At 72.8% G+C, this 22,571-nt stretch carries 28 protein-coding genes; 15 read left to right on the top strand and 13 right to left on the bottom strand.

All coding sequences use genetic code 11. The annotated features are described in order from the left end of the window. Positions 1-106: 106 nt before the first annotated feature. Both aidB and L7N97_RS02640 read right to left on the bottom strand, forming a co-directional pair. Positions 107-934, bottom strand: coding sequence for an AidB family quorum-quenching N-acyl homoserine lactonase (gene aidB / locus L7N97_RS02645; RefSeq protein ID WP_237476825.1), 828 nt, complete (start codon positions 932-934; stop codon positions 107-109). Between the two features lie 111 nt (positions 935-1,045). After that, a complete protein-coding gene (locus L7N97_RS02640; protein ID WP_237476824.1) occupies positions 1,046-1,252 on the bottom strand; it encodes a hypothetical protein in 207 nt (68 codons plus the stop codon). A 335-nt stretch (positions 1,253-1,587) separates the two neighbouring features. On the opposite strand from L7N97_RS02640, the gene L7N97_RS02635 reads away from it, so the two are divergent. Next, positions 1,588-2,346: a prephenate dehydrogenase/arogenate dehydrogenase family protein gene (locus tag L7N97_RS02635; protein WP_237476823.1), complete on the top strand. Its 759-nt coding sequence runs from the start codon at positions 1,588-1,590 to the stop codon at positions 2,344-2,346. A 15-nt stretch (positions 2,347-2,361) separates the two neighbouring features. Here L7N97_RS02635 and irrA read toward each other — a convergent pair whose 3' ends face one another. Further along, a complete protein-coding gene (gene irrA, locus L7N97_RS02630) occupies positions 2,362-2,850 on the bottom strand; it encodes an iron response transcriptional regulator IrrA (protein WP_237476822.1) in 489 nt (162 codons plus the stop codon). Between the two features lie 305 nt (positions 2,851-3,155). On the opposite strand from irrA, the gene L7N97_RS02625 reads away from it, so the two are divergent. After that, positions 3,156-3,392 (top strand): hypothetical protein, encoded by a 237-nt coding sequence (locus L7N97_RS02625; RefSeq protein WP_237476821.1) that lies wholly within the window; start codon positions 3,156-3,158, stop codon positions 3,390-3,392. Positions 3,393-3,453: 61 nt separating this feature from the next. Here L7N97_RS02625 and L7N97_RS02620 read toward each other — a convergent pair whose 3' ends face one another. Together L7N97_RS02620 and L7N97_RS02615 are read right to left on the bottom strand one after the other, a co-directional pair. After that, positions 3,454-4,677 carry a DUF1501 domain-containing protein gene (locus L7N97_RS02620; RefSeq protein WP_428980952.1) on the bottom strand — a complete coding sequence of 408 codons (1,224 nt, stop codon included), beginning with the start codon at positions 4,675-4,677 and terminating at the stop codon, positions 3,454-3,456. Positions 4,678-4,679: 2 nt separating this feature from the next. After that, the gene (locus L7N97_RS02615) at positions 4,680-6,095 is read right to left on the bottom strand and encodes a DUF1800 domain-containing protein (RefSeq protein WP_237482010.1); all 1,416 of its coding nucleotides are present in this window, start codon (positions 6,093-6,095) and stop codon (positions 4,680-4,682) included. Positions 6,096-6,211: 116 nt separating this feature from the next. Here L7N97_RS02615 and L7N97_RS02610 point away from each other — a divergent pair, with 116 nt between their 5' ends. Next, positions 6,212-6,415 (top strand): hypothetical protein, encoded by a 204-nt coding sequence (locus L7N97_RS02610; RefSeq protein ID WP_237476820.1) that lies wholly within the window; start codon positions 6,212-6,214, stop codon positions 6,413-6,415. 107 nt (positions 6,416-6,522) lie between these two features. Here L7N97_RS02610 and L7N97_RS02605 read toward each other — a convergent pair whose 3' ends face one another. From L7N97_RS02605 to L7N97_RS02595, 3 genes are read right to left on the bottom strand one after another with little or no spacing between them, the layout of a single operon-like run. Beyond that, the gene (locus L7N97_RS02605) at positions 6,523-7,248 is read right to left on the bottom strand and encodes an FAD-binding oxidoreductase (protein ID WP_237476819.1); all 726 of its coding nucleotides are present in this window, start codon (positions 7,246-7,248) and stop codon (positions 6,523-6,525) included. Further along, positions 7,245-7,565: a DUF1244 domain-containing protein gene (locus tag L7N97_RS02600; protein ID WP_237476818.1), complete on the bottom strand. Its 321-nt coding sequence runs from the start codon at positions 7,563-7,565 to the stop codon at positions 7,245-7,247. The genes L7N97_RS02605 and L7N97_RS02600 overlap by 4 nt, the downstream gene beginning before the upstream one ends. An 18-nt stretch (positions 7,566-7,583) precedes the next feature. Beyond that, positions 7,584-8,426: an N-formylglutamate amidohydrolase gene (locus L7N97_RS02595; protein WP_237476817.1), complete on the bottom strand. Its 843-nt coding sequence runs from the start codon at positions 8,424-8,426 to the stop codon at positions 7,584-7,586. A 120-nt stretch (positions 8,427-8,546) separates the two neighbouring features. Here L7N97_RS02595 and L7N97_RS02590 point away from each other — a divergent pair, with 120 nt between their 5' ends. From L7N97_RS02590 to L7N97_RS02570, 5 genes are all read left to right on the top strand, one after another. Further along, on the top strand, positions 8,547-9,479 hold the full coding sequence (locus L7N97_RS02590) for a DMT family transporter (RefSeq protein WP_305069248.1): 933 nt from the start codon (positions 8,547-8,549) through the stop codon (positions 9,477-9,479). Between the two features lie 14 nt (positions 9,480-9,493). After that, positions 9,494-10,027 carry a DUF1036 domain-containing protein gene (locus L7N97_RS02585; protein ID WP_237476816.1) on the top strand — a complete coding sequence of 178 codons (534 nt, stop codon included), beginning with the start codon at positions 9,494-9,496 and terminating at the stop codon, positions 10,025-10,027. Between the two features lie 175 nt (positions 10,028-10,202). Then, positions 10,203-11,624: a pyruvate kinase gene (gene pyk / locus L7N97_RS02580; RefSeq protein WP_237476815.1), complete on the top strand. Its 1,422-nt coding sequence runs from the start codon at positions 10,203-10,205 to the stop codon at positions 11,622-11,624. Positions 11,625-11,785: 161 nt separating this feature from the next. Next, positions 11,786-12,082 (top strand): type II toxin-antitoxin system RelE/ParE family toxin, encoded by a 297-nt coding sequence (locus L7N97_RS02575; protein ID WP_237476814.1) that lies wholly within the window; start codon positions 11,786-11,788, stop codon positions 12,080-12,082. 8 nt (positions 12,083-12,090) lie between these two features. Then, complete coding sequence (locus L7N97_RS02570) at positions 12,091-12,399, top strand: HigA family addiction module antitoxin (protein ID WP_237476813.1); 309 nt, start codon at positions 12,091-12,093, stop codon at positions 12,397-12,399. A 229-nt stretch (positions 12,400-12,628) separates the two neighbouring features. Here the strand turns inward: L7N97_RS02570 and L7N97_RS02565 are convergent, their stop codons facing one another. The 4 genes from L7N97_RS02565 to L7N97_RS02550 form a co-directional block, all read right to left on the bottom strand. Then, a complete protein-coding gene (locus tag L7N97_RS02565; RefSeq protein ID WP_237476812.1) occupies positions 12,629-12,829 on the bottom strand; it encodes a hypothetical protein in 201 nt (66 codons plus the stop codon). A 208-nt stretch (positions 12,830-13,037) separates the two neighbouring features. Next, the gene (hpnN, locus tag L7N97_RS02560; RefSeq protein WP_237476811.1) at positions 13,038-15,692 is read right to left on the bottom strand and encodes a hopanoid transporter HpnN; all 2,655 of its coding nucleotides are present in this window, start codon (positions 15,690-15,692) and stop codon (positions 13,038-13,040) included. 247 nt (positions 15,693-15,939) lie between these two features. After that, positions 15,940-16,302, bottom strand: a complete 363-nt coding sequence (locus L7N97_RS02555; protein ID WP_237476810.1) for a hypothetical protein — start codon at positions 16,300-16,302, stop codon at positions 15,940-15,942. Continuing rightward, positions 16,299-17,048, bottom strand: coding sequence for a hypothetical protein (locus L7N97_RS02550; protein WP_237476809.1), 750 nt, complete (start codon positions 17,046-17,048; stop codon positions 16,299-16,301). Before L7N97_RS02550 ends, L7N97_RS02555 begins: the two co-directional genes overlap by 4 nt. A 159-nt stretch (positions 17,049-17,207) precedes the next feature. Here L7N97_RS02550 and rimM point away from each other — a divergent pair, with 159 nt between their 5' ends. Both rimM and trmD read left to right on the top strand, forming a co-directional pair. After that, on the top strand, positions 17,208-17,750 hold the full coding sequence (gene rimM / locus L7N97_RS02545) for a ribosome maturation factor RimM (protein ID WP_237476808.1): 543 nt from the start codon (positions 17,208-17,210) through the stop codon (positions 17,748-17,750). Position 17,751: 1 nt separating this feature from the next. After that, positions 17,752-18,471 (top strand): tRNA (guanosine(37)-N1)-methyltransferase TrmD, encoded by a 720-nt coding sequence (gene trmD, locus L7N97_RS02540; RefSeq protein ID WP_237476807.1) that lies wholly within the window; start codon positions 17,752-17,754, stop codon positions 18,469-18,471. Here trmD and L7N97_RS02535 read toward each other — a convergent pair. After that, entirely contained in the window at positions 18,395-18,805 is a 411-nt protein-coding gene (locus L7N97_RS02535; protein WP_237476806.1) for a PilZ domain-containing protein, read from the bottom strand. The genes trmD and L7N97_RS02535 overlap by 77 nt on opposite strands. Before the next feature lie 152 nt (positions 18,806-18,957). On the opposite strand from L7N97_RS02535, the gene L7N97_RS02530 reads away from it, so the two are divergent. The 5 genes from L7N97_RS02530 (at position 18,958) to bluB (ending at position 22,134) form a co-directional block, all read left to right on the top strand. Next, positions 18,958-19,281 (top strand): EthD family reductase, encoded by a 324-nt coding sequence (locus tag L7N97_RS02530; protein ID WP_237476805.1) that lies wholly within the window; start codon positions 18,958-18,960, stop codon positions 19,279-19,281. 69 nt (positions 19,282-19,350) lie between these two features. After that, positions 19,351-20,322, top strand: coding sequence for a mechanosensitive ion channel family protein (locus L7N97_RS02525; protein WP_237476804.1), 972 nt, complete (start codon positions 19,351-19,353; stop codon positions 20,320-20,322). Next, positions 20,315-20,581 (top strand): hypothetical protein, encoded by a 267-nt coding sequence (locus L7N97_RS02520; protein ID WP_237476803.1) that lies wholly within the window; start codon positions 20,315-20,317, stop codon positions 20,579-20,581. The genes L7N97_RS02525 and L7N97_RS02520 overlap by 8 nt, the downstream gene beginning before the upstream one ends. A 91-nt stretch (positions 20,582-20,672) precedes the next feature. Then, positions 20,673-21,401, top strand: coding sequence for an SIMPL domain-containing protein (locus L7N97_RS02515; RefSeq protein ID WP_237476802.1), 729 nt, complete (start codon positions 20,673-20,675; stop codon positions 21,399-21,401). 103 nt (positions 21,402-21,504) lie between these two features. Continuing rightward, entirely contained in the window at positions 21,505-22,134 is a 630-nt protein-coding gene (bluB, locus tag L7N97_RS02510; protein WP_237476801.1) for a 5,6-dimethylbenzimidazole synthase, read from the top strand. Positions 22,135-22,571 lie beyond the last annotated feature (437 nt).

Raw genomic sequence — 22,571 nt, 5'->3', positions numbered from 1 at the left:
GGGGCGCGGCGTCGCGGTCCGCACAGGTCTGCAGGACACGCATGGAGGACGGTAGAGGCACGGGGGGGCGAGCGCAAGGCGGAGCGCTCGCCCGGCGCCGCCCGGTTCAGGCGAGGGGATCGATCCGGAACCCGGCGCCGTCGAGCGCCACCCGGCCGAAGCCGCGCAGGTGCCCACCCCCCACGGTCCAGCCCTCGGCGGCGGCGCAGGCCAGCACGGCGCGGCGCGCGTCGGCCGCATCGGTCGGGCTGTCGTCGTAGACGAGGCCGAGGTCGGGGTCCGTCGCCTGCTCGACCGCGAGGTGGAGCAGGTCGCCGAACAGGAGCAGCGTGCCGCCGGCGTCCGTGAACAGGTAGGCTCCCTGGCCGCGCGAGTGGCCGGGGATGGGCAGCAGCTCCACGCCGGGCATCACGGGTCCGAACGGCGCGGCGCGGAGGCGCCCCGCATAGGCCGCGGCGACGCGCCCCGCCTCGTCGAAGGTTTCGCGCCAAGCCTCGGGCACGCGCTCGCGCTCCGCCGGATCGGTGTAGAAGGCGAGGTCCGCCGCGGGCACGACGAGTTCGGCGCGGGGAAAGAAGGCCTCGTCGCCGTCGATCAGCCCGAGCATATGGTCGAAGTGCATATGGGTGAGGTAGATCCGGACGATCGCGTCCGGCGCGACGCCCCGCTCGGCGAGGGCCGCGCGCGCGTGGCCGAGGTCGGCACCGCGGCTCGGCCCGCCGGCCCCAGCGTCGACCAGCTCGATGCCGCGCGGGCCGCGCAGGAGGAAGCAGTTGACGTCGAGCGACAGCGATCGCTCGTCCAGCCCCGCGACGGCGGCGGCGAGCGCCGCCGGGCCGCGGTCGTGGATCAGGTGCTCCCGGGGCACGCCGAGCGGGCCGTCCAGGAGCAGGTCGACGGCGGTGCCGCCGATGTGCAGGTGCCGCTTCGCCATGGCGTTCCTCCTTTCCCGCCTCGCACGGGTTCACCGGGCCGCGGGGCCGGTCCGATCATCGGCGCATCCGGGGGGCAGAGAAAAGCCCGGTCCGGCCGCGGCTCGCGCCGGTCAGCGCAGCCGGCGCTCCAGCTTGCGCGCGGACTTCACCATGCCCTCGATCGCGGCGCTGTGGATCTCGCTCACCTCCAGCATGGCGTGGATGGCGTTGAACATGGCCTCGTCGAACGGGTCGAGCTCCGTCCGCTCCTTGGCGGCCGTCAAGGCCTCACGCAGGGCCACAAGCCTTTGCCGGACCGCCGCACCGTCGTAGATCATCCATTCAGCCCTGATGTTCGTAGCCGCGCCGACATTGGAGCGTGCCGGTCCGCGGCACGCAAGCGCGACGGTGGCTTTTGCACGCCGGATCGGAAGGGCGTCAAACGGGGGGCAGGGCGGGGCCGCAGGCGTGGGCCGACGATCGCCCTTGCCTCCGCCGGCGGCACAGTCCAAGCTGACGTTCATGGATCGCACGACCGCCCGCCCCCGCGCCTATCGCGGCCCGTCTCGATAGACGCGGCCCGGTTCGTCACGACGATCTCCGAGATGCCGCCGCCGAGCGGTCCGCATCCCCACAGAGCCTCCCGCGGCTGCCCAGCCCCGACGAGGACACCATGCAGCGACGACGTGAGAAACGCCCGGCCCTGGGCCTGATCGGCGCGGGGGCCTTCGGGGCCTTCGCCGTCCCGCACCTGCGCCCCTTCTTCGACGTCGCCGTTCACGACCCCCGGCCGGACATCGACCGGCTCTGCGCCGGTTGGGGCGTCGCCCCAGCCTCGCTGGCCGAGGCCGCCGCGCGCCCGGTCGTGGTGCTGGCGGTTCCGCTCGGCGCGCTCCGCGCGGCCGCCGGGGCCGCGGCGCCACACCTCGGCCCCGGCGCCATGGTGGTCGACGTCTGCTCCGTGAAGGTGAAGCCGCTCGCGATCCTGCGCGAGGAACTCCCAGCGGGCACGCGCCTCGTCGGGACGCATCCCCTGTTCGGCCCCAACAGCGGGCGGGACGGCATCGCGGGGCTGAAGACCGTGGTGTGCGGCGAGGGAGTGGCCGCGGCCCTGGTCCGCCGCTTCTGCGCGCGGTCGCTGCGGCTCGACGTGCGGCGCGCCACCCCGGAGGCTCACGACCGGGAGATGGCCTACGTGCAGGGCTTGAGCCACCTCGTGGCCGGCAGCCTCAAGGCTCTCGACCTGCCCGACTTCGGGCTGGAGACGGCGGCCTTCGCGCGCCTCGCCGGGCTGCTAAACCTCGTCGGCGACGACTCGGCGGCGCTGTTCGACACGATCGTCGGCGGCAACCCCTTCGCGCCCGAGGCGCTCGGCAACTTCATCGCGGCGGCGAGCGCGCTGGCGGCCCGCGCCGGGGGGATGTCCGGCTGAGCCGCGCCGAAGATCCTACTTGCGGCGCAGGCGGATGATGACGTCGACCCGGTCGATCTCCATCCCGGCCGGCGCGTCCGGAAGGGCGCTCACCTCGATATGCGAGCCGGGGATGTCGACGAGGGCGTTGGTGTCCTCGATCAGGAAGTGGTGATGGTTCGACAGGTTGGTATCGAAATAGGTCTTCGAGCCGTCCACCGCGATCTCCCGCAGCAGCCCCGCCTCGGTGAACTGGTGGAGCGTGTTGTAGACCGTGGCGAGCGAGATGGCGACGCGCGCGCCCGTGGCCTCCTCGTAGAGCTTCTCCGCCGTGATGTGCCGGTCACCCTTGGCGAACAGCAGCCAGCCCAACGCCACGCGCTGCCGCGTCGGGCGCAGCCCGGCCTGCCGCAGCTTGGTGCGCAGGTCGTGCACCGGGCAGCCGTGCAGATGCGCGCCGGCGGCGGCCTGGAGGGCGGCGGGAGGGGTGACGGGGAGCTTGGGGGCGATGAAGGGCTGGGGCATGGGCGTTCCATAGACCATTCCGGCGGCGAAGAACAGCCGCGCCGTTCCGCGCCGCAACCGGGAGGATCGGCGTCCGGGGTGCAACCCCGCAATCTTCCCTTCACCACCGCGCGGGGGAAATCACCCGGAGGGATGAATCTGCGGCATGGTGATCGTGCGGGGCAGCGGCTGCTCCGACCCGTCGTTCATGCGCTGTCAAGCTCGAATCGACGATCGTCAACAGGCGCGGAACCGAAGGCGGTGTGGGGCATTGTCGCCACAACCGACGGCTTCAGCGCCTCCGGCTTCGGACAAGGGTCAGGACCATGGTCGCCACCTCCTCCACCACACGCCAGGGCTTCACCGCCGAGGTGACCGGGGTCGAAGCGCGCCGCCAACTCCGCATGTCGGTGGGCGTCGTGGTGATGCTGGCCGTGGGCATCGTGTCGGCGGCCTTCACGGTCGGCTCCCATCCCATCGCGGCTAAGCGCGACGTCGTGTCGACGGCGCCGTTCGTCACGATGCACGCCGAGGCGAACCCGGTCGGCGCCCGGGCGATCTGAGCGCCTCCATCCGACCGCGCTCGATGCCGAGCCGGGCCCCGCGCCCGGCTTTTTCATGCCGTCAGGCGAACAGCCCCGCCATCGGCTTCACGCCATCGCTGCCCGGGAACACGTCGCCCGCGAGGACGCCGGCGGAGAGGCCCCACTGCTCGGCCAGCACGCCCTTCAGCACCGCGCGCAGGTCCGTCGTCGGCTGGAGATCGCGCCCCTCGTAGAGCTTCGGCGCGGCGAGGCCTGGCCAGTCCGCCACCACGCGCCCGCCGCGCACGCCGCCGCCCGCCAGGAACGCGACCGTGCCGGTGCCGTGGTCCGTGCCCACCGTGCCGTTGATGTGCACGGTGCGGCCGAACTCCGTCACGGCCACTACCGTCGTGTCGCGCCACCGCGGGCCGAGGCCCGCTTCCAGCGCCGCGATCGCGCCGTCGAGCCCGCCGAGCAGTTGCGACAGGCGCCCCGTGGCGCCGCCCTCGTTGACGTGGGTGTCCCAGCCGTCGAAGGCCAGCGCGGCGACGCGCGGGCCGTCGTCCGCGGCGAGGAGGCGCGCGGCGCCCTCGGCGGCCTGCCGCATGCCGGCCGGGGACGCCATGTCGCCGCGGCCCGTCCTGCCGGCCGCGTCGCCGGCGAGGCGCTCGGTCGCCAAGCCCTGCGACAGCGCGGCGTGGAGGCCCGGATCGCGGCGCCCGTAGAGGTCGAGCACGCGGCGCGCGAGATCGTCGCCGGCGGGGGCCGGGCCGACCTGCGGGGCCCAGCCGAGCACCGGCGCAGGCCCGCGGATGACGAGCGGCGCCACGGCGCCGACCGCGAGCCCGGCCGGGCCCACCCGCTCCCCCGCCGGCAGCGCCGAGAGTGCGCGGTTCAGCCAGCCCGAACCGGTGAAGCCCGGCCCGGCGTGCCCGCTTTCGAGCACGTCCTGCCCGTCGAAGTGCGAGCGCTCGCGGTAGCTCGTCGCCACGGCGTGGACGACGCTGGCCTGCCCGGCGCGGAACAGCCGCGCCAGGTTCGGCATGGCGGGGTTCAGCGCGAAGAAGCCGTCGAGGGGCAGGGCGGGATGGTCGCCGTCGAGCCGCAGCGCCAGGGAGCCGTGCAGGTCGGCGTAGGCCGGATCCCCCACCGGCGCCACGGCGGACAGGCCGTCGAGGGCGCCGCGCAGCACGATCGTCACGAGCCGCATGTCGCGCCCGCCCGCCGCGTGGGCGAAGCCCGGCAGGCACGCCCAGGCGAAGCAGCCGGCGCCCGCGCCGAGCAGGGCCCGGCGGGAGGGGGATGGAATCTCGCACAGCGTCACGGTCACCTCCTCTGGAACTCGGGGGACATCAGGGCCAGGGCCAGGCCCTGCTCGCGCGACTCGGCGCGCGGGATGGCGTCCCGCGTCTCGGGCGACAGGGCGTTGCCCGCCGCGGCTTCGATCAGGGCCAAGGGGTCCGTGCCGCCCTTGTAGGCGTGCGCCGCCGCGGCGCAGAGGTCGAGCCGCAGCTTCATGTTCTCCGGCGAGGCCCAATCGGCGGCGGTGTCGGGGTAGCCGTTGGGGCCGGGCGGCTCCCACAGGGGCTGCCCGAGGGTGTGCAGCGCCCCGAGGGTCGGGCCGGGGTCGCGCAGCGGGGCGCCGGTCAGGCGCGCCACCGCGATCACGAGGTCGGCCGGGCTGCGCACCTTGGCCATCGGCGCCGACCAGGCCTCCGGCAGGTCGACCAGCGCGGAGGCCACGGCGCGGAGGTCGCCGTCGCGCTCGGTGAACACGGCGGCGATCCGCTCCACGGCGGCGGGCGGCGGATCGTCGGCGACGAAGTGGCGGACGAGCTTGGTCGCGACGTGCCGGGCCGTCGCGGGATGGCGGGCGAGGTCGTTCAGCGCCGCCTCGCCCTGGCCGAAGCCGCCGCCCGGATACACGCGCCCGAGGACGGTCTGGTCGCCGGGCTCGTGCCAGGCGGCGTCGAAGGTGAAGACGCCGGGCTCGCCGATGCGCCCCTCCCGCCCCGCGAAGGTCCAGCCCGTGATGACGCGGGCCAGCGCCGTCACGTCGGCCTGCGTGTAGCCGCCGCCGACCCCGAGCGTGTGCAGCTCCAGGGTCTCGCGGGCGAGGTTCTCGTTCAGCCCGCGCTTGCCCTTCGCCCCCGCGCGCGACGCGGGGCCGACGGAGCGCACGTTGTCGAGGTAGAACAGCATGGCCGGATGGCGCTCCACCGCCACCAGCATGTCGGCGAAGCGGCCGAGCACGTGGGGCCGGATGGCCTCGCGCTCGAAGGCGCCGGCGCTGGCGCGCAGCAAGGGCGCCTTGCCGGCCGACACGCAGAAGTGGTTCGACCAAAACATCACGAGCCGTTCGACGAAGCCGATCTCGGCGTCGCGCGCCATGGCGAGGCGGGCCGCGGCCTCGGCGCGGAAGATCAGCCCCTCCGTGAAGGGCTGCGGCTTGAAGGGCGGCGACCCGCCCGTCATGGCGGAGGGCAGGATCGCCGGCAGGGCGATGCCCTTCAGGCTTTCGCGCTGCGCCCTCCGCTCGGCCTCGGCCACGAAGGCAGCGCGCATGTCGCCCGCCGTGCCGGCGAGGCCGGCGGCCTCCACCGCCTCCGGCGACACCAGGGCGCGGTCCGGCTTCAGTTCGGCCCTGAGGGCGCCGCGCGGGTCGGGCGCCACGCGGGCGAGATCGCCGGGGCGGGCGCCGAGGCCGAAGCGGTTGAGGGCCGTGACGGCGTCGATGGACAGGGCAGCCTCCTCGCGCGAGCGACTTAGCGGAGTTTAAGCATGCCGAAGTTAGCGGTTCCATGAACGTTTGCGGGCAGACAGGGGGCGATGCGGTCGGCGGACGGAGGGGATGCGCCATGGCTCAACGACGCGGCGGCTTCGGCCTGGGCGCACCCCGGCTCGCGACCTTCGCGGCCTCGCTCGCGCTGGTGCTCGCGGCGACCCTGTCGCTGCGCTTCCACCTGCCGATCGGCCAGGGCTTCGTCGCGGCGCACCGCCTGTGGCTGGCGGTGGCGGCCTACGGGGTGCTGGCGCTCGGGGTGCTGCTGCCGATGCTGTGATGCGGCCGAGCGAGCCGGGTCGCGGATCGGGAGCCCGCGCGGCGTATGGGCGAAGCCCGTTTCCGCGCTGCGGAGCGGTCAGGCGAAAGCGGTATGGGGCGGGCGCGTCACCCGAAGCGCTCCGTCCTGACGGCGCGGGGCGCGACCCCGGCGTCGAGCAGCAGCGCCGTCATGGCCTCCACGAAGCCCGACGAGCCGCACAGGTAGGCGCGGGCCGGCGGCGCCGGCAGGAGCGCCAGGGCGGCCGCCACCGCGGCGCGGTCAGGGCGCCGCGCTTCGCCCTCGCGGCTCAAGCGCAGGACGAGGCCGAAGCCCGCCTCGTCGCGCGCCCGCGCTTCGAGCTCGTCGAGGTACAGGGCTTCGGCGCGGGTGCGGGCCGCGCAGAGCAGCGCCATCGGCACCGCGGGCGCCGCGGCCGCGCGCTCGCGCAGCATGGCGAGCAGCGGCGCGACCCCCGAGCCGCCGCCGACGAGCAGAACCGGGCCGCCGTCCTCCGGCGCCCAGGAGAAGGGCAGGCCCACCGGCCCGCGCAGCTCGATCGCGTCGCCGACCTCCGCGGCCTCGTGGAAGAAGCGCGACACCTCGCCGTCCGCCGCGAGCGCGACCAGGAGGTCGACCGTGCCCCGCTGCGACGGCGGCGAGGCGATCGAGTAGAAGCGGTGCGCCGCGTAGCCGTCCGGCGCGGTGAGCCGCAGCTCGACGGATTGGCCCGCGCGGTGCGGCTGCGCCCAGCCCACGGCGAAGCGGAACCGCGCGACGGTGGGCGTCACCGCCTCGCGCTCGACGATGCGGGCCTCCGCCCAGGCGAGGCGCACCGGCGGCGTTTCGGTCACGCCGCCCCGTGTCCGCCGTCCGCGCGGGCCGCGAACTCGGCCTGCGCGGCGGGCGCGGCCTCGGTCTGGTACAGCGCCTTCCATTCCGCGTAGGGCATGCCGTAGACCTTCTCGCGGCCGTCGTCGCGCGTGAGCGGCAGGCCGCGCTCGTTGGCGGCCTCGGCGAACCAGTTGCCGAGGCAGTTGCGGCAGAACCCGGCGAGGTTCATCAGGTCGATGTTCTGCACCTCGGTGTGCTGCCGCAGGTGCGCCACGAGGCGGCGGAACACCGCCGCCTCGAGCTCGGTCTGCATGGCGTAGTCGATCTCGTAGTCCATCGCGCCCACTTCCCCCTGTCAGAGCGCCGCCAAGCGGCGGCCGGCCCCCGCGCGGGGGCCGAAGAACCTCACCTCGTGGATGTCGGGGCGCCGGAGGATCGGCGCAAGCAGCCGCGCGAGGCGCGCGCCCCAGGCCTCGGCCTCCGCGTCCGTCGCCATCAGGTCCTGGCGCACCTCGACCAGCACGTTGGCGTAGCCGTTGCGCGTCGCGTGCGTGTCGATGGTGTCGCCCGGCAGGGCGCCGTCGTAGGGCTCGTTGTCGCCGACCCGCTCCGCCCAGGGCTGGAGGTCCGGCTCGGCCTTCAGCGCCTCGAAGAGCGGCGCGGCGAGCCGCGGGTCGTCATCCCACAGCAGCCCGACGTGCCAGGGCCGCGGCACGTCCTTCCAGAACGGCGTGAAGCTGTGCATCGACACGATGGCCGGCACCGTGCCGGTGGCCGCCATGGCGCGCAGCGCGTCCGCGACCGCCTCGTGGTAGGGGCGGTAGTAGGCGGCGCGGCGGCGCTCGATCTCGGCCTCGTCGATGCGGGCGTTGCCGGGCACGATCGCGCCGTCGGACAGGCGCATCACCAGCGTCGGATCGTGGGCGCCGCGGTTCGGGTCGATCAGCAGGCGCGAATAGGTGGTGAACAGGGCCGGCGCGCCGAGCGCCTCCGCCATCGCCTCCGTGGCCCGCCGCGCGCCGATGTCGTAGGCGATGTGGCGTTCGAACTGGGCTTCGGGCAGGCCCAGCCGCCCGTAGGCCGGCGGCAGGGCGTTCGAGGCGTGGTCGCAGAGCAGCAGCAGCCCGGCGTCGAGCCGTCCCTCGATGCGGCGCACCGGCGGGAAGGGCTCGGTCGTGTCTGGGCTGGCTAAAGGCATGGTCCTGGCCTATTGGGTTCCGCGATGACGGGCCGCGCGACCATAGAGTCGCCCGCGGCCGGACACCACAAAGCACAGCCCGGAGCCCGAGGGGCCTTCCGGCCCCGCGCGGGACCCCGAATGCTCGACGCCGACACGCCCGCGCTGCCCGCCGCCCCCGCGGCGCTCCCGCCCGGCGTGGCGCTCGGCATCGCCGCCATGGTGTCGGCCGCGCTGGCCATGAGCATCTCGCCGAGCCTCGTGCGGCTGGCCGACGTGGGCCCCTTCGCCAGCGCCTTCTGGCGCGTGGCGCTGGCCCTGCCGGTGCTGTGGGCCTGGATGCGGGCCGAGGAGGCGCAGGCCCCCGCGGGCGCGCCGCGCGCCCGCTTCACCCGCCCGACCCTGCTGGCCGGGCTCGTGTTCGCCGGCGACCTGTTCTTCTGGCACCTGGCGGTGATGAAGACCACGATCGCCAACGCGACCTTCTTCGCCACCTGCGCGCCGATCTGGGTGGTGCTGTTCGGCTGGCTGCTGCTCGGCCAGCGCGTCGGCGGCCCGGTGCTGTCGGGGCTCGGCCTGTGCGTGCTCGGCGGCGCCGCGTTGGTGGCGCAGAGCCTGGCCTTCGACCCGGCCCACGCGGTCGGCGACGGGCTCGGCATCGTCACGGGCGTGTTCTTCGGCCTCTACTTCCTCGCTGTCGGGGCCGCCCGCGTCCGCACCGGCGCGGCGCGCGTCACCTTCGAGATGAGCGTCGTCACCGCGCTGCTCCTGTTCGCCGCCGCGCTGCTGCTGGAGCCGCACCTGCTGCCCCGCTCGGCCTACGGCTGGGCCGTGCTGCTGGCCCTGGCGCTGGTGAGCCACGCGGGCGGGCAGGGGCTGCTGTCGGTGGCGCTGGGCCGCCTGCCGGCCGCGTTCTCGTCGCTGGTGATCTTTCTCGAAGCCGTGGCGGCGGCCGGCATCGCCTGGGCGGTGCTGGGCGAGGCCGTCACGCCCGTCCAGGCCGCCGGCGGCGTCGTCATCCTGGCCGGCATCTGGATCGCCCGCCCCCGCCCGTCGGCCGCCGTCGCACCGTGAGGTTTTCCGAAGCCATGCGCCTCCCGCTTTCCACCCTCGCCGCCCTCGCCGCGCTGTGCCTCGCCGCGCCGGCGGCCCGCGCCGACTTCCGCGTGTGCAACAACACGGCGAGCCGGACCTCGGTGGCGCTGGCCTACACCAACGGCGCGGCCTGGGTGTCGGAAGGCTGGTGGAACCTCAAGGCCAACACCTGCGAGACGCTGCTCGGCGGCGCGCTGACGGCGCAGTTCTACTACGTTTACGGCATCGACGAGAGCGGCGGCGAGTGGAAGGGCCGCGCCTTCATGTGCACCCGCGACCGCGAGTTCCGCATCGACGGGCGGCAGGACTGCTTCGTGCGCGGCTTCGACCGGACGGGCTTCCTGGAAATCGACACCGGCAAGGACGCCAAGGATTGGACCGTGCAGCTGACCGACCCCGGCAAGGCCGGCGCCGTCGCGGGCTCGGCGGCCCCGACCGCGCCCGCCCCGGCGCAGCCGACCGCGGCCAAGGCGGCCCCGGCGACGGCCGCGCAGGGCGCGCCGCCCCAGCCCGCTCCGGCCCACTGACGCGCTTCGCGCGCACCCCGCGCAGACGGGGGCGCGCCGAACCAACTTGCCCCGGCCCCGTTGTGCCGCGGGCGTGACGCGAGCCGCCCCGGATCGAAGCGACCCGGCCGCGGTTCGGATCAGAAGGCCGGAGCGCGCCCGCAGGGCAGCCCGGAAGGCCGGTGGGGAGACGAGCATGAGACGACTGCGCCGCGTGAAGATCCTGGCGACGCTGGGGCCGGCTTCCCAGGATCCCGCCGTGCTGGCACGGCTGTTCGAGGCGGGCGCCGACGTGTTCCGCATCAACATGAGCCACGCCAGCCACGACGCCATGCGCGAGCGGGTGCGCGCCATCCGGGCCCTGGAAGAGCGCTTCGGCCGCCCGGTCGGCATCCTGGTCGACCTGCAGGGGCCGAAGCTGCGCGTCGGCACCTTCGCCGACACTGGCGTCGATCTCCTGAAGGGCGACAGCTTCGTGCTCGACGCCGACCCCACCCCTGGCGACGCGAACCGCGTGCACCTGCCCCACCCCGAGATCCTGCGGGCGCTGCGCCCCGGCCACGCCATGCTGATCGACGACGGCAAGGTGAAACTGCGCGTGACGGAGGCGACCGACACGCGCGCCGTCGCCACCGTCGAGGTCCCCGGCCGCATCTCCAACCGCAAGGGCGTGAGCCTGCCCGACACGGAGATCCTGGTCTCGGCCATGACGGCCAAGGACCGCTCCGACCTCGACGCGGCGCTGAACGAGGGCGTCGACTGGATCGCGGTGTCGTTCGTGCAGCGCGCCGACGACGTGGCCGAGGTCAAGAAGATCGCGCGCGGCCGCGCCCTGGTGCTGTCCAAGATCGAGAAGCCGCAGGCCATCGACCGGCTCGACGAGATCATCGAGATGTCGGACGCCCTGATGGTGGCGCGCGGCGACCTCGGCGTCGAGATGCCGCTCGAGAAGGTGCCCGGCCTGCAAAAGCGCATCACCCGCATGGCGCGCCGCCTCGGCAAGCCCGTGGTGGTGGCGACGCAGATGCTGGAGTCGATGATCACCTCGCCGGTGCCGACCCGCGCCGAGGTGTCCGACGTGGCGCAGGCGGTGTTCGAGGGCGCCGACGCCGTCATGCTGTCGGCCGAGTCGGCGTCGGGCCAGTTCCCCGTCGAGGCGGTGGCGACCATGAACCGCATCGCCGAGGAGGTGGAGCGCGATCCCCTCTACGCCGGTATCATCGCGGCGCAGCGCGCCGAGCCCGAGCGCACGGGCGCCGACGCCATGGCGCACGCGGTCCGCGACATCGCCGAAACCCTGGACCTCAAGGCCATCGTGGCCTGGACGGCCTCGGGATCGACGGGCCTGCGCATCGCGCGCGAGCGCCCCACCGTGCCGGTGCTGGCGCTGACGCCGCAGAGCGAGTCTGCGCGGCGGCTGTGCCTCGCCTGGGGCATCCACCCGGTCATCGCCGAGGACGCCAAGACGGGCGACGACATGGCCAACCGCGCCTGCCGCCTCGCGCTCGGCGAGGGCTTCGCCGAGAAGGGCGACCGCGTCATCGTGGTGGCGGGTTTCCCCTTCGGCTCGCCGGGCGCGACCAACAACATCCGGCTCGCCTACGTCGGGCAGGGGTGAGGCGCGGTCTACGGCGCCGAGCAGACCCGCGTGCATCCCTGCGGGTCAGCCCCGTCCTCGATGGACTCCGTCTGAGGACGATACGATGATCTCCGAAGCGCTGGACTGAAATCGCGAGCGAGGCCCGGACGACGGCGGCTCTCGCTTGACGGAGACGGAGCATGATCGTCGGGTTCCGAGACGAGTGGCTGCGACGGTTCTTCTTCCACGACGTTCGGCATCGTGAAATCCCGGCCGACGTCGAAGCGCGTTTGTTTCGTAAGCTGCAGTTGATCGACGACGCGGTCTCGGATCAGGATCTGCGCGTGCCGCCCGGCAATCACTTCGAGAAGTTGAAGGGTTCGCTCGACGGCTTTCATTCGATCCGCGTGAACGGACAGTGGCGGTTGATCTTCGTTTGGGATGGCAGCCGGGGCGAGGCGTCGGACCTCTACCTCGACGACCACACGTACCGGTGAGGTTTCGCATGCTGATGACGGAGCGCAAGCCGGCGACGGTCGGTGAGATCCTCGTCGAAGAGTTCCTTCAGCCGATGGGACTGACGTCCGCATCGCTGGCCGAGGCGATGGCCGTGCAGCATGACACGATCGACGAGATCTGCGAGGGCCGACGTCCGGTCACGGCCGGGCTGGCGCTGGTCCTTGCGCGTGTGTTCGGCAACAGTCCCGAATTCTGGCTCAACGTGCAGAGGCGTCTCGACCTCTGGGAGGTGATGCACTCGCCCGAGCAGATGGCGCGGATCGAGCGAGCCAAACCGCTGGCGACGGCGGCCTGACCGCTCGGGTGTGTCGACGAGCCCGTTCTGAAAGCCAGCCACCTCCCGGAGGTGGTGCTCCAGGGCCGGCAAGGCGATGACGAGGGGTCGGCGAACCCCTGCGAAATCGCACCCACTCTCCCCGACCTCTTCCGCCGAAGAGCTGTGGGGTCTCGGCACCGGGGCTCGATGCCGTCGTTCCATCTTTTTGAGCGGGCGATCCACGGCAGGCCAGGCCGCCCGCGAGGGCTCAGTGCGAGGACACGCCCTCGTGCCGCGCCAGCTCTTCGAGGGTCTCGACCGGGACGGCGTCGCCGTCGTCGTCGATGATGGCCGTCAGGCTGAAGCCCTCGCCGCTGAGCTGGCGCACGGCCTGCAGGGCTTCGGCGGCGGTGGGCTTGGCGATGCCCGTGGAGGCGTCGGAGTTCCGCGCCACGATCCGATAGGTCATGGAGTTTTCCTTCTTAGGGCGGGTGACCGCCCGATGTCGGGTTGGAACCGCGGCCGGGCGACCACACACGACGCGCCCGGACCGGGAGCGGGCTCTGCGGCTCCGCTGCGCGCAGAAGCACCACAAGCCCTTGTAGCCCGCAACCCCGGCCGCCGTAGGCGTGCCATCCCCGAACGCGGGAGCGGGCGGGGATCGCCCGCCCGCCCGATCACTCCGCCGCGCGGGCGAACTCCTGGGTGATGCGGTGCGCCTCCTCCTCGGGGTCGACGCGCTCCTCGTCGCGCGGCGGCCCCATCAGGGCGGGCTGGAAGAAGATCGCCGACACCAGCGTGCAGACCAGCGACAGGGCGAGCAGCTTGCCCATGCTCGACGTGCCGGGATGGCTCGACGCCCACAGCGAGCCGAACGCCACCGCGGTGCAGGAGGCCGAGAAGAACACCGCGCGGGTGAGGCTCGACTGCAGCACGTGCCGCTGCCCGGCGCGCCACGCCAGCACGAAGTAGATCTTGAAGGCCACCCCGAGGCCCAGCAGCAGCGGGATCGCGATGATGTTGGCGAAGTTCAGCGGCATGCCGATCAGCACCGTGATCTCCATCGTGAGGAGGCCGGCCAGGATCAGCGGCACCAGCGTCAGCAGCACGTCGGTGACGCGGCGCAGCGCGAGGTACAGGATCACCGCGATCGAGCCCAGCGCCCAGAGGCCGGCCTCGATGAAGGCGTGGATCACCGAGTCGCCCGAGTCCTTGATGACGATGGGCTGGCCCGTCGCGTCCGGCGCCACGGTCAGCACGGCGTCGCCGAAGCTCTTCAGGTTGTCGTTGGAGGTCGACAGGTCCTTGGGCGTGACCTCGATGCGCGCCTGGCCTTCCGGCGTCACCCAGTCGCGGTGGATGCTCGCGGGCAGCGTTTCCGCCGTCACGGGCTCGGCCGAGATCAGGCTCCCGATCTGCTGGATCAGCAGGTGCATGGCCGGCACGAAGGCCTGGTTGGCGAGCGCGCGGGCTTCCGGCTTCGCGTCCGCGAGCTTGGTGAAGTCGGCGCCGAGGCGCTCGGCCGTGGCGCGGGCCTCGCCCGTGCCGTGCGGCGCCGCCTTGGACAGGCGCGTCGCGGCGCCCTTCAGCGCCTCCACGTTTTCGGCGTCGGTGGGCGCTGGCTTGAGGTCGTCGCCGGTGGGCTGCAGCGACGGGCCGAGCGAGTCCCGGAGGTCGGCGATGATCTTGAGCTTGGGGTCCTGGTCCGGCGGCACGTAGGCGTCGAGCGTCTTGGCGCTGGCGACCTCGGGCAGCTTGGCGATCTCGGCCGCGACCGCGTTGGCCTTGGCGAGCGAGGGCTCCAGCACGTCGATCTTGTAGGGCGTCGTGTTCGGGTCCTTGGCGAGGTCGAGGATGGTGGCGACGGACTCGACCTTCGGGCTGTTGAGGTTCAGCGGGTTGAAGTCGAAGTGCAGGTGGAACAGCAGCGGCGACATCACGACCACCGGCCCGAGCGTCGCGGCGATCACCAGGACGCGGTGGGTTTCCAGGAAGTGGTCGACGGGCTTCAGGAACGTGTAGCCCACCTCCGTCCCCTCGGACGGCGGGTTGAACAGCCTCAGCAGCGCCGGCAGGAAGGTGATGGCCGTGACGAAGGCGATGATCATGCCGCTACCGGCGATCAGGCCGAGCTCGGACACGCCGCGGTAGTCGGTCGGCAGGAACGAGTAGAAGCCGGCCGTGGTGGCGACGGCGGCGAGCAGCAGCGGCCGGCCGGCCTTGACGCCGGCGCCCACGATGGCGGGCACCAGGGCGTCCTCGATGTAGCGCTCGTCGCGGTAGCGCACCGAGAACTGGATGCCGAAGTCGACGCCGATGCCGATGAACAGCACCGCGAAGGCGACCGAGATCAGGTTGAGGGCGCCCACCATCAGCAGGCCCAGCGCCGCTGTGATGACGAGGCCGACCGCGGTGGCGAGGAACACCGCCACGATGAGGCGGCCGGACTTCAGCGCCAGCCACAGCAGGAACACCACGGCCAGCACGGTGAGGATCGAGTTGAGGGCGAAGCCCTCCTTCAGCGTGCCGAACTCCTGGTCGTCGAGCGGGATCTGCCCGGTGAGCCGCACCGTGACGCCGGTGTCGGGCCCGATGTTCAGCTGCTTGACGGCCTCGTGCACGACGTCGGTCGCGGCGGCGCCGGGCTCCAGCGCGCCGTAGTCGAGCTTGGGCTTGATCTGCACGAAGCGGCGGTTCGGATAGGCCTGATCGTCCGAGCCACCCGCGAGGCCCTGGAACGAGAAGGGCACGAGCCTGCCGGCGAGCGCACCCTCGATCGAATCCGCCATGTGGGCGAAGAAGGGCTGCACCTGCTGGAGCGGGATCTTCCCCTGCTCGATGCCGATGCCCATCATGCCGACCATCTGCGACAGGCCGCGCAGCGACGGGTCGGCCGCCAGGGTCGAGATCAGCGGCTCGGCCTTGTCGAGCTGCGCGGCGACCTGCTGCACCTTGGGCAGGGGCTGGAACAGCAGGCCGTCCTTGCCGAAGAAGCTCTGCTCGGGCGGCAGGCGCACGAAGTCGAAGTTCTTCTTGTCGTCCTTGAGCTTGGCGACGATGCGGTCGGCGGCGTCCTGTGCCGCCTCGGGCGTCGCGCCGTCGAGCACCATCAGGATGAGGCCGTCGTTCTGCGGGAAGGCGCGGTTGAACGCTTCCTGGCGCTGGCGCCAGGGCAGGTCCGACGCGATCAGGGTGTTGGAATCCGTGTTGATCGCGAAATGCGTGGCCGCGAACCAGGCGGACAGGACGGTGAGGAGGCCCGACAGCAGCACGACCCAGAGGGCGTGGCGGCTGCAGGCGGCGACGATCCGCGCTACGATCCTGGTCAACATTCGGTCGTCTGTGTCCTCGATGGCCCGCGCCCCGGCGCGCGGGGTGCCGCTAACCGGACGCTCAGGCCGTTTCATGGCATCGGCCCCGCCGACCCGACGCGACGGGGTCCAGCGGCTCGGCCGGCGACGGACGCGGACCGCCGGGCCGCACTGTGACTAGCACTGGCACGGATCGACCCGTGTGAGCAAGGATCAGCCCAGACGCCTGCTCCGCTGGCTCGCATGGCCACGCTCGCCGGCGGGCGTGTCACGCCGATGCGCGACCGTCACGCCTGAGCACGATCGGCGACCCCGCCGAAGCTCCGGCCAGCACCGCGCTGATCCAGTCCCGCGAGGGAGCCGAGGTCAAGGAGAGGCGGTCGAGGGCGGAGACGAGGTCGTTCCAGCAGGGATCGTCCTGCGTCACCATCGTACCGCTTCCGTTCCGAAACGCGAGCGTCAGCGCGATCAGTGCTCCCGCGTGGACGTCGGCTTCGTGGGCGACCACGCCGCACAGCTCGGCCAAAGGCAGAACCTCGCGTCCGATGCGGAGTGAGTCGCCCTCGACCACGGGAAGGGTGCGCTCCATCCGGCACATGATGAGGCGGTTGATGCGATCGACGATGCTCACGGCCTGATCCAGCGGATGCGGGTGACGAGGTCGTAGACTTCTTCTCCGGCCTTCTGGCCTCCCCATCCGCCGAGGAGGCCGAATCCGAAGCCGCCGAGGAGGCCTCCGACCAGGCAGGCGCCGCCCTCCGTCACCTCACCGACGATGGGAATGGTGAGGGATGGCGAAGCGAGCAACGCGGCCGAGGCGTAGCCGGCCCAAGCGCCGCCCCACCCCGCGACCGCGCTGCCGCCCAGGGCGCCGGCTTGTCCGGCCGTCACGCGGCCTCGATCCTCCGGTTTGGCTTCCGCGATCAACACGACCGACACGACGACCTGCAGCGCGACGCCGGCGCGGCCGACGTTCTTCATGACGACGGAAAGCCGGTTCACGACTGCCCGGGTCCGTCCGACGCTCTCGATCACCGCTTCGATGGAGCCCTTGGCGGTCAGCAGGCCGTCGTAGCTCGGCAGCTTGCCCGACGGCTTGAGGATCTCGGAATACAGGCGGCCGAAGGGGCTGAGACGGTCGCGCGCCGCGGCCAGGATCAGGTTGCGCTGCTCGCTCAGCGCGCGCGCTTCCGCATCGGTGATCCGTCCGCTCGCCATCAAGGCGCGCGCCTGCTTCTGCAGCGCGGCGTTGGCTTGGTTGTAGACCTCGCGCTGGTAGGCGTCCCACGTCAGGTTGGTGCCCAGACCGAAGAGGCCGTTGCCGGTCGCGGTGACGGCCGGGCTGTAGTTGAACTGCTTCTGGTCAGGCTGAGCCATGGGGACAAGCTCCGCCGCGGCGCGTCGCTGCCGCGGTGCGGCGAGTCTAACCCGCCCCGATCCGTCGGCAAGCCGCCACGGTGGACCTCGCACACCGCGGTGCGACCCATCTGGGCGGAGCGGCCGGGGCGTGTCATAGGGTGCTTTCGGGAGAAGCTGATGGGCGAGACGCGTGTTCTGGTGGGCGTGTTCGGGGCTCCGCAGGGGGTTCGGGGCGAGGTTCGGATCAAGTCCTACACGGGCGAGCCGCGCGATGTCGGCGCCTACGGCCCGCTCACCACCGCGGACGGCCGCGGGTCCTTCAAGCTCCTGTCGCTGCGCCCGCTCCGGGACGACATGCTGGTCGCCCGCGTCGAGGGGATCGAGGACCGCGACGCGGCGGCGCGCCTCACCAACACGGACCTCTACATCCCGCGCGACCGCCTGCCGCCGCCCGAGCCCGACGAGTTCTACCACGTCGACCTCGTCGGCCTGCGCGCCGAGGGCGAGGACGGCGCGGCCCTCGGCCGCGTGCGGGGGATCGAGAACCACGGCGCCGGCGACATCGTGGAGATCGCGCCGGACCGGCCGGGCGAAACGCTGCTCGTGCCCTTCACCCTGGCCTTCGTGCCGGTGATCGACTTCGAGGGCGGGCGCATCGTGGTGGCGGCGGGCGCGCTCCTCCCCGAGGAGGAGGGCGACGCCACGGTCGACGACGCCTGACATGTGGCGCGCCACCCCGCTCACGCTGTTCCCGGCCATGTTCCCGGGGCCGCTCGGCCTGTCGCTGGCCGGCGACGGGCTCGCGCGCGGCCTGTGGTCCTGCGAGCCCCACGACATCCGCCTCCACGGCCTCGGCCGCCACCGCACCGTGGACGACACGCCGGCGGGCGGCGGCGCCGGCATGGTGATGCGGGCCGACGTGCTGGCGGCGGCGCTCGACGCCGCGGCCCCGGCCGACGACGCGCGCCCGCGCCTGCTGATGAGCCCGCGCGGCCGGCCGCTCGACCAGGCCCGCGTCCGCGCGCTGGCGGCCGGCCCCGGCGTCGTCGTGCTCTGCGGGCGCTTCGAGGGCGTGGACGAGCGCGTCATCGCGGCGCGGGGGCTGGAGGAGGTGTCGGTCGGCGACTTCGTGCTGTCGGGCGGCGAGGTGGCCTGCCTGGCGCTGCTCGACGCCTGCGTGCGGCTGCTGCCCGGTGTGATGGGCGCGGCGCTGTCCGGCACGGAGGAGAGCTTCGAGGGCGGCCTCCTCGAATACCCGCACTACACGCGGCCGCGCGACTTCGAGGGGCGCGAGATCCCCCCGGTGCTGCTCGGCGGCGACCACGGCCGCATCTCGGCCTGGCGCCGCGCCGAAGCCGAGCGGATCACGCGGGAGCGGCGGCCAGACCTGCTGCGGGACCCGGGGCAGGGCGGATCTGCGCCGGAGCGCGGCCGGCGATGAGGTCGGCCACCACGGCGGCGAGCCGCGAGGCCTGGCGCAGCGACATGGGGCGGAACTCCAGTCCGTAGTGCAGGGCGCCGCTGTCGACCTGCACATGGCGCAGCAGAACCGGGACCACCACGCCGCAGCCGTCGCGCCCGAGCGGCCGGATCGACAGCAGCCCCGTGTCGCCGAACCGGTCCGGCAGGTGCTCGGAGCGGTCGAGGATGAGCACGCGGCAGCCCGTGTCGGACACGTCGCCGATGCGGGCCGGCGCCACGGCCTCGCCGGACGCCAGTTCCGCCAGGCAGCTCACGCTGTAGCGCGGCGAGCCGCGGCGTTCATTCGAGCTCATGGCGGTCGGCCCCCGGATACAAGCCGCCCAATTAGGACCAGAATCCTTAAGTCCGGGCCAAACCGATCGCTCGACTCCCGCGGATCCAAGACGAAGCCCGATCGGGCATGCGACTTGCACCGGTGTCAACTGTCCTGGGAGGGGAGATCGGCATGGCGACCACGATCACGGTGCTCTACGAGAACGTCGACGACGCGACGTTCGACCTCGACTCCTACATGGCCAAGCACATGCCGCTGGTCGACGAGAAGTTCAAACCCTTCGGCATCAAGGGTTGGCGCGTGTTGAAGGCGGTGGGGAAGCCGTTCGGCGGCAAACCCATGTACAGCGTCATCGCCAACCTGGAGTTCGACACGGCGGACCAGTTCCGCGCGGCCGTCGCGGCGGAAGGCGGTCCCGTGTTCGGCGACGTGCCCAACTTCAGCAACAAGGACCCGGTGGTGGTGATCGCCGACCTCGTCGGCGCGGCGGGCTGACGCCGGCCGTCCCATTTCCGGCGCCGACCTCGTATGGTGGAGGGCGGTCGGCGGCGGGCGGAGGCGCGGTTGGAGTTCCTGGGAGTGCACTGGGTCGGGCTGACCGCGGAGAACGGCCGGCGCCTGATCCTGTCGGTGCTGTTCGTCGCGGCCGTGCTCGCGGTCCGGGCCGGCCTGCGCCGCCTCGTGCTCGGCTTCGTGCAGGGCGACGGCGCCAGGCAGGCCCGGTTCTGGACCCACCAGGGCCTGAACCTCGTCGCCGCTCTGGTGATCGTGCTCGGGCTCATGTCGATCTGGTTCGACGATCCCGCCCGGCTCGCCACGGCGCTCGGCCTGTTCAGCGCCGGCCTCGCCTTCGCTCTGCAGCGCGTCGTCACCGCCTTCGCGGGCTACATCGTGATCCTGCGCGGCAACAACTTCACGGTGGGCGACCGCATCTCCATGGGCGGCGTGCGGGGCGACGTGATCGCGCTCGGCTTCATCCAGACCACGCTGATGGAGATGGGCGTGGCGCCGAACAGCGATGCCGGGCCTTCCGTCTGGGTGAAGAGCCGGCAGTTCACCGGCCGCATCGTCACCGTGTCCAACGCCAAGATCTTCGAGGAGCCGGTCTACAACTACACGCGCGACTTCCCCTTCATCTGGGAGGAGATGACCGTGACGGTGCGCTACGAGGACGACCGCGCCCTCGTCGAGCGCGTCGTGCTCGAAGCGGCGCGGCGCCACGCCGTCGACCCCGACGAGCTGTCGGCCGAGGCGGCGCGCACGCTGGAGCGGCGCTTCGACCTCCAGCGGCTCGACTTCGCGCCGCGCGTCTTCGTGCGGCTGACGCCGAACTGGCTGGAGATGAACGTCCGCTTCATGTCGCGCGACCACGGCACCCGCGCCATCAAGGACCTGATCGCCCGCGACGTGCTCGACGGGCTCGACCGCGCCGGCATCCGCGTGGCCTCCGTGCCCTACCGCGTGACCGAGATGCCCGGCGGGAACGCGCGGGGCGCCGCAGCGGTTGAGCCTCCGGCAGGGGGACGCGATGGCTGACGACACGACCTTCAAGCTCGGCGAGGCGCTCGCCGCACAGGCGGCCCTGCGCCGCTCGCTGGGGCTGGCGGAGGAGCTCTTCCCCGTCGAAAGCTTCGTCGGCATGATCTCCGACGAGATCGAGGCCAGCCGCCGCGCCGGCCGCGACGACCGGACCACCGCCGACCTCGTCCGCGACACGACCGGCAAAACCGTCACGGCCGACGACATCGCGCGGTTCTACGTGCCGCCGGAGGCGCGGCGGCATCCCGAAGAATGAGGCCGCTCGGACGTTCGCCCGATCTTCTGCGGCCGCCGGCTCGACGCGCCGTCGCGTCCGGCCCGTGTCGCGTCGGGACGGGAGGACGCCGATGCGCGCGGGATTCGTCGCGATCATAGGGCTGGCCGGGCTGCTCGCCCCCGCCTGCGCGACCGCTCAATGCCCCGCCCCGCCGGCCGACCGTGCGACGCTGGCGGTCGTCGGAAGCGGCGAGGTGCACCGGAAGCCCGAGATCGCGACGCTCGACATCTCGCTCCTGACGCGCGGCCCGACGCTCGACGGCACGTCGCGCGACCATCGCGGGCGCGTGGCGCAGGCGGCGCCGGTGATCGAGCGTCTCAGGTCCGAGGGCGTCGACGTCGAGGAGGGGGCGTTCACGCTGTCGGAGGAGCGGGCTCCCGTGCCGGTCGGCGTCCGTCCGAACGACGCTCCCCCGACATACAGGGCCGCGACGCGCTACGATCTCACGGTGAAGTCGCTCGCTCGGATCGACGCCATCGTCGCGGAGATCGCCGCGTCGGGGCTGTTCGAGGTCGGGTCGATGCGCTTCTCCGTGGCGGACCAGGATGCCGCGCTCGACGACGCCCGCCGCGCCGCGATGGCGGACGCCCTGCGGCAGGCCCGCGTCTACGCCGATGCGGGCGGCGTCCGCGTGGACGGCATCGATAGGATCGTCGACGGGCAGGCGGCGGCGCGCGGCGATGGAGCCTTCGACCTGCCCGTCCGGTCGGCGCGGACGGCTTCGGTCGGCATCGTGCCGCCCAGGACGTTGAGCTTCTCGGGCAGCGTCACCGCGACGTGGCACATCGTCCCGCGCTGACGCGCAGGACGGGCCCATCGTTTCGCGCTGACGTGCGGGGCTGGCGGGCCGTTCGAGGCTGGGGCATAGGGCAGCTTTGGACTCTGTGCCGGACGGCCCGCGCTTGCCCTTCGACGACGCCTTCCGTGACGACCTCCGGGCGCTGCTGCACTGGCGCCGCGACGTGCGCCGCTTCCGCCGCGATCCCCTGCCGGAGGGCGCGCTCGATCGCCTGATCGCGACGGCCTGCCTCGCGCCGTCCGTGGGCCTGTGCCAGCCCTGGCGCTTCGTCACCGTCGACGATCCCGCCCGGCGCGCCGCGCTGCGCGACCTGTTCGCCCGCTGCAACGCTGAGGCCGCCGCCGGCTACGCGGGCGAGCGGGCAGAGCGCTACGCGGCGCTCAAGCTCGCCGGCCTCGACGACGCGCCCGCGCAGCTGTCGGTCTTCGCCGACCGCTCCACCGCGGTCGGCCACGGCCTCGGGCGGCGCACCATGCCGGAGATGGCCGACTACTCCGTCGTCACGGCGATCCACACGCTATGGCTCGCGGCCCGCGCCGAGGGCATCGGCCTCGGCTGGGTGTCGATCCTCGACCCCGCCGCCGTCGCCCGCATCCTGGACGTGCCGGCGGAGTGGCGTTTCATCGGCCACCTCTGCATCGGCTACCCGGCCGAGGAGGCGGACACGCCGGAACTGGAGCGCGCGGGATGGGAGCGGCGCCATCCGGCGGGCGAGGCCGTGCTGCGACGCTGACGGATGGCGCCGCAGTCCCGAATGTGGTCGGTTGTTGACGTGCGGTCAGCGCGGTCGAGACCTCGGTCATGCATGCGGAGCTTCGAAGCGGCGAGGATCGTTCTCAAACCGTGGGGCAGGCGACCTTCGGCATGTCGAACCTTCGCCCCGACTCGACCGGCCTGCCCTTGATCGTCTTCATCCCGCAGACAGACGACGCGCGGCATGCCGCACGGGTCGAGTGGTCGCCTCAGCGGCCGAGACGAGGCCATGCTGGAACGCTGGATCGACCTGAACCGAGATGTGCTGCAGCGCTACTGGGACGGCGATATCGAATACACGCAGGATGCCCTCGCGCAGTTGATGAAGCTCTGAAGCGTCAATCCCGTGTAGGCTGAGCGGACGGCTCGAAGCGCGAGAAACACGATCTCGGTCGGCGGAGAGGGCCGGCGCTCGTA

Origin of the sequence: Lichenibacterium dinghuense, from assembly GCF_021730615.1 — a bacterium.
GTDB classification, from domain to species: domain Bacteria; phylum Pseudomonadota; class Alphaproteobacteria; order Rhizobiales; family Beijerinckiaceae; genus Lichenihabitans; species Lichenihabitans dinghuensis.
This window is presented reverse-complemented; position numbering and strand designations above follow the sequence as displayed.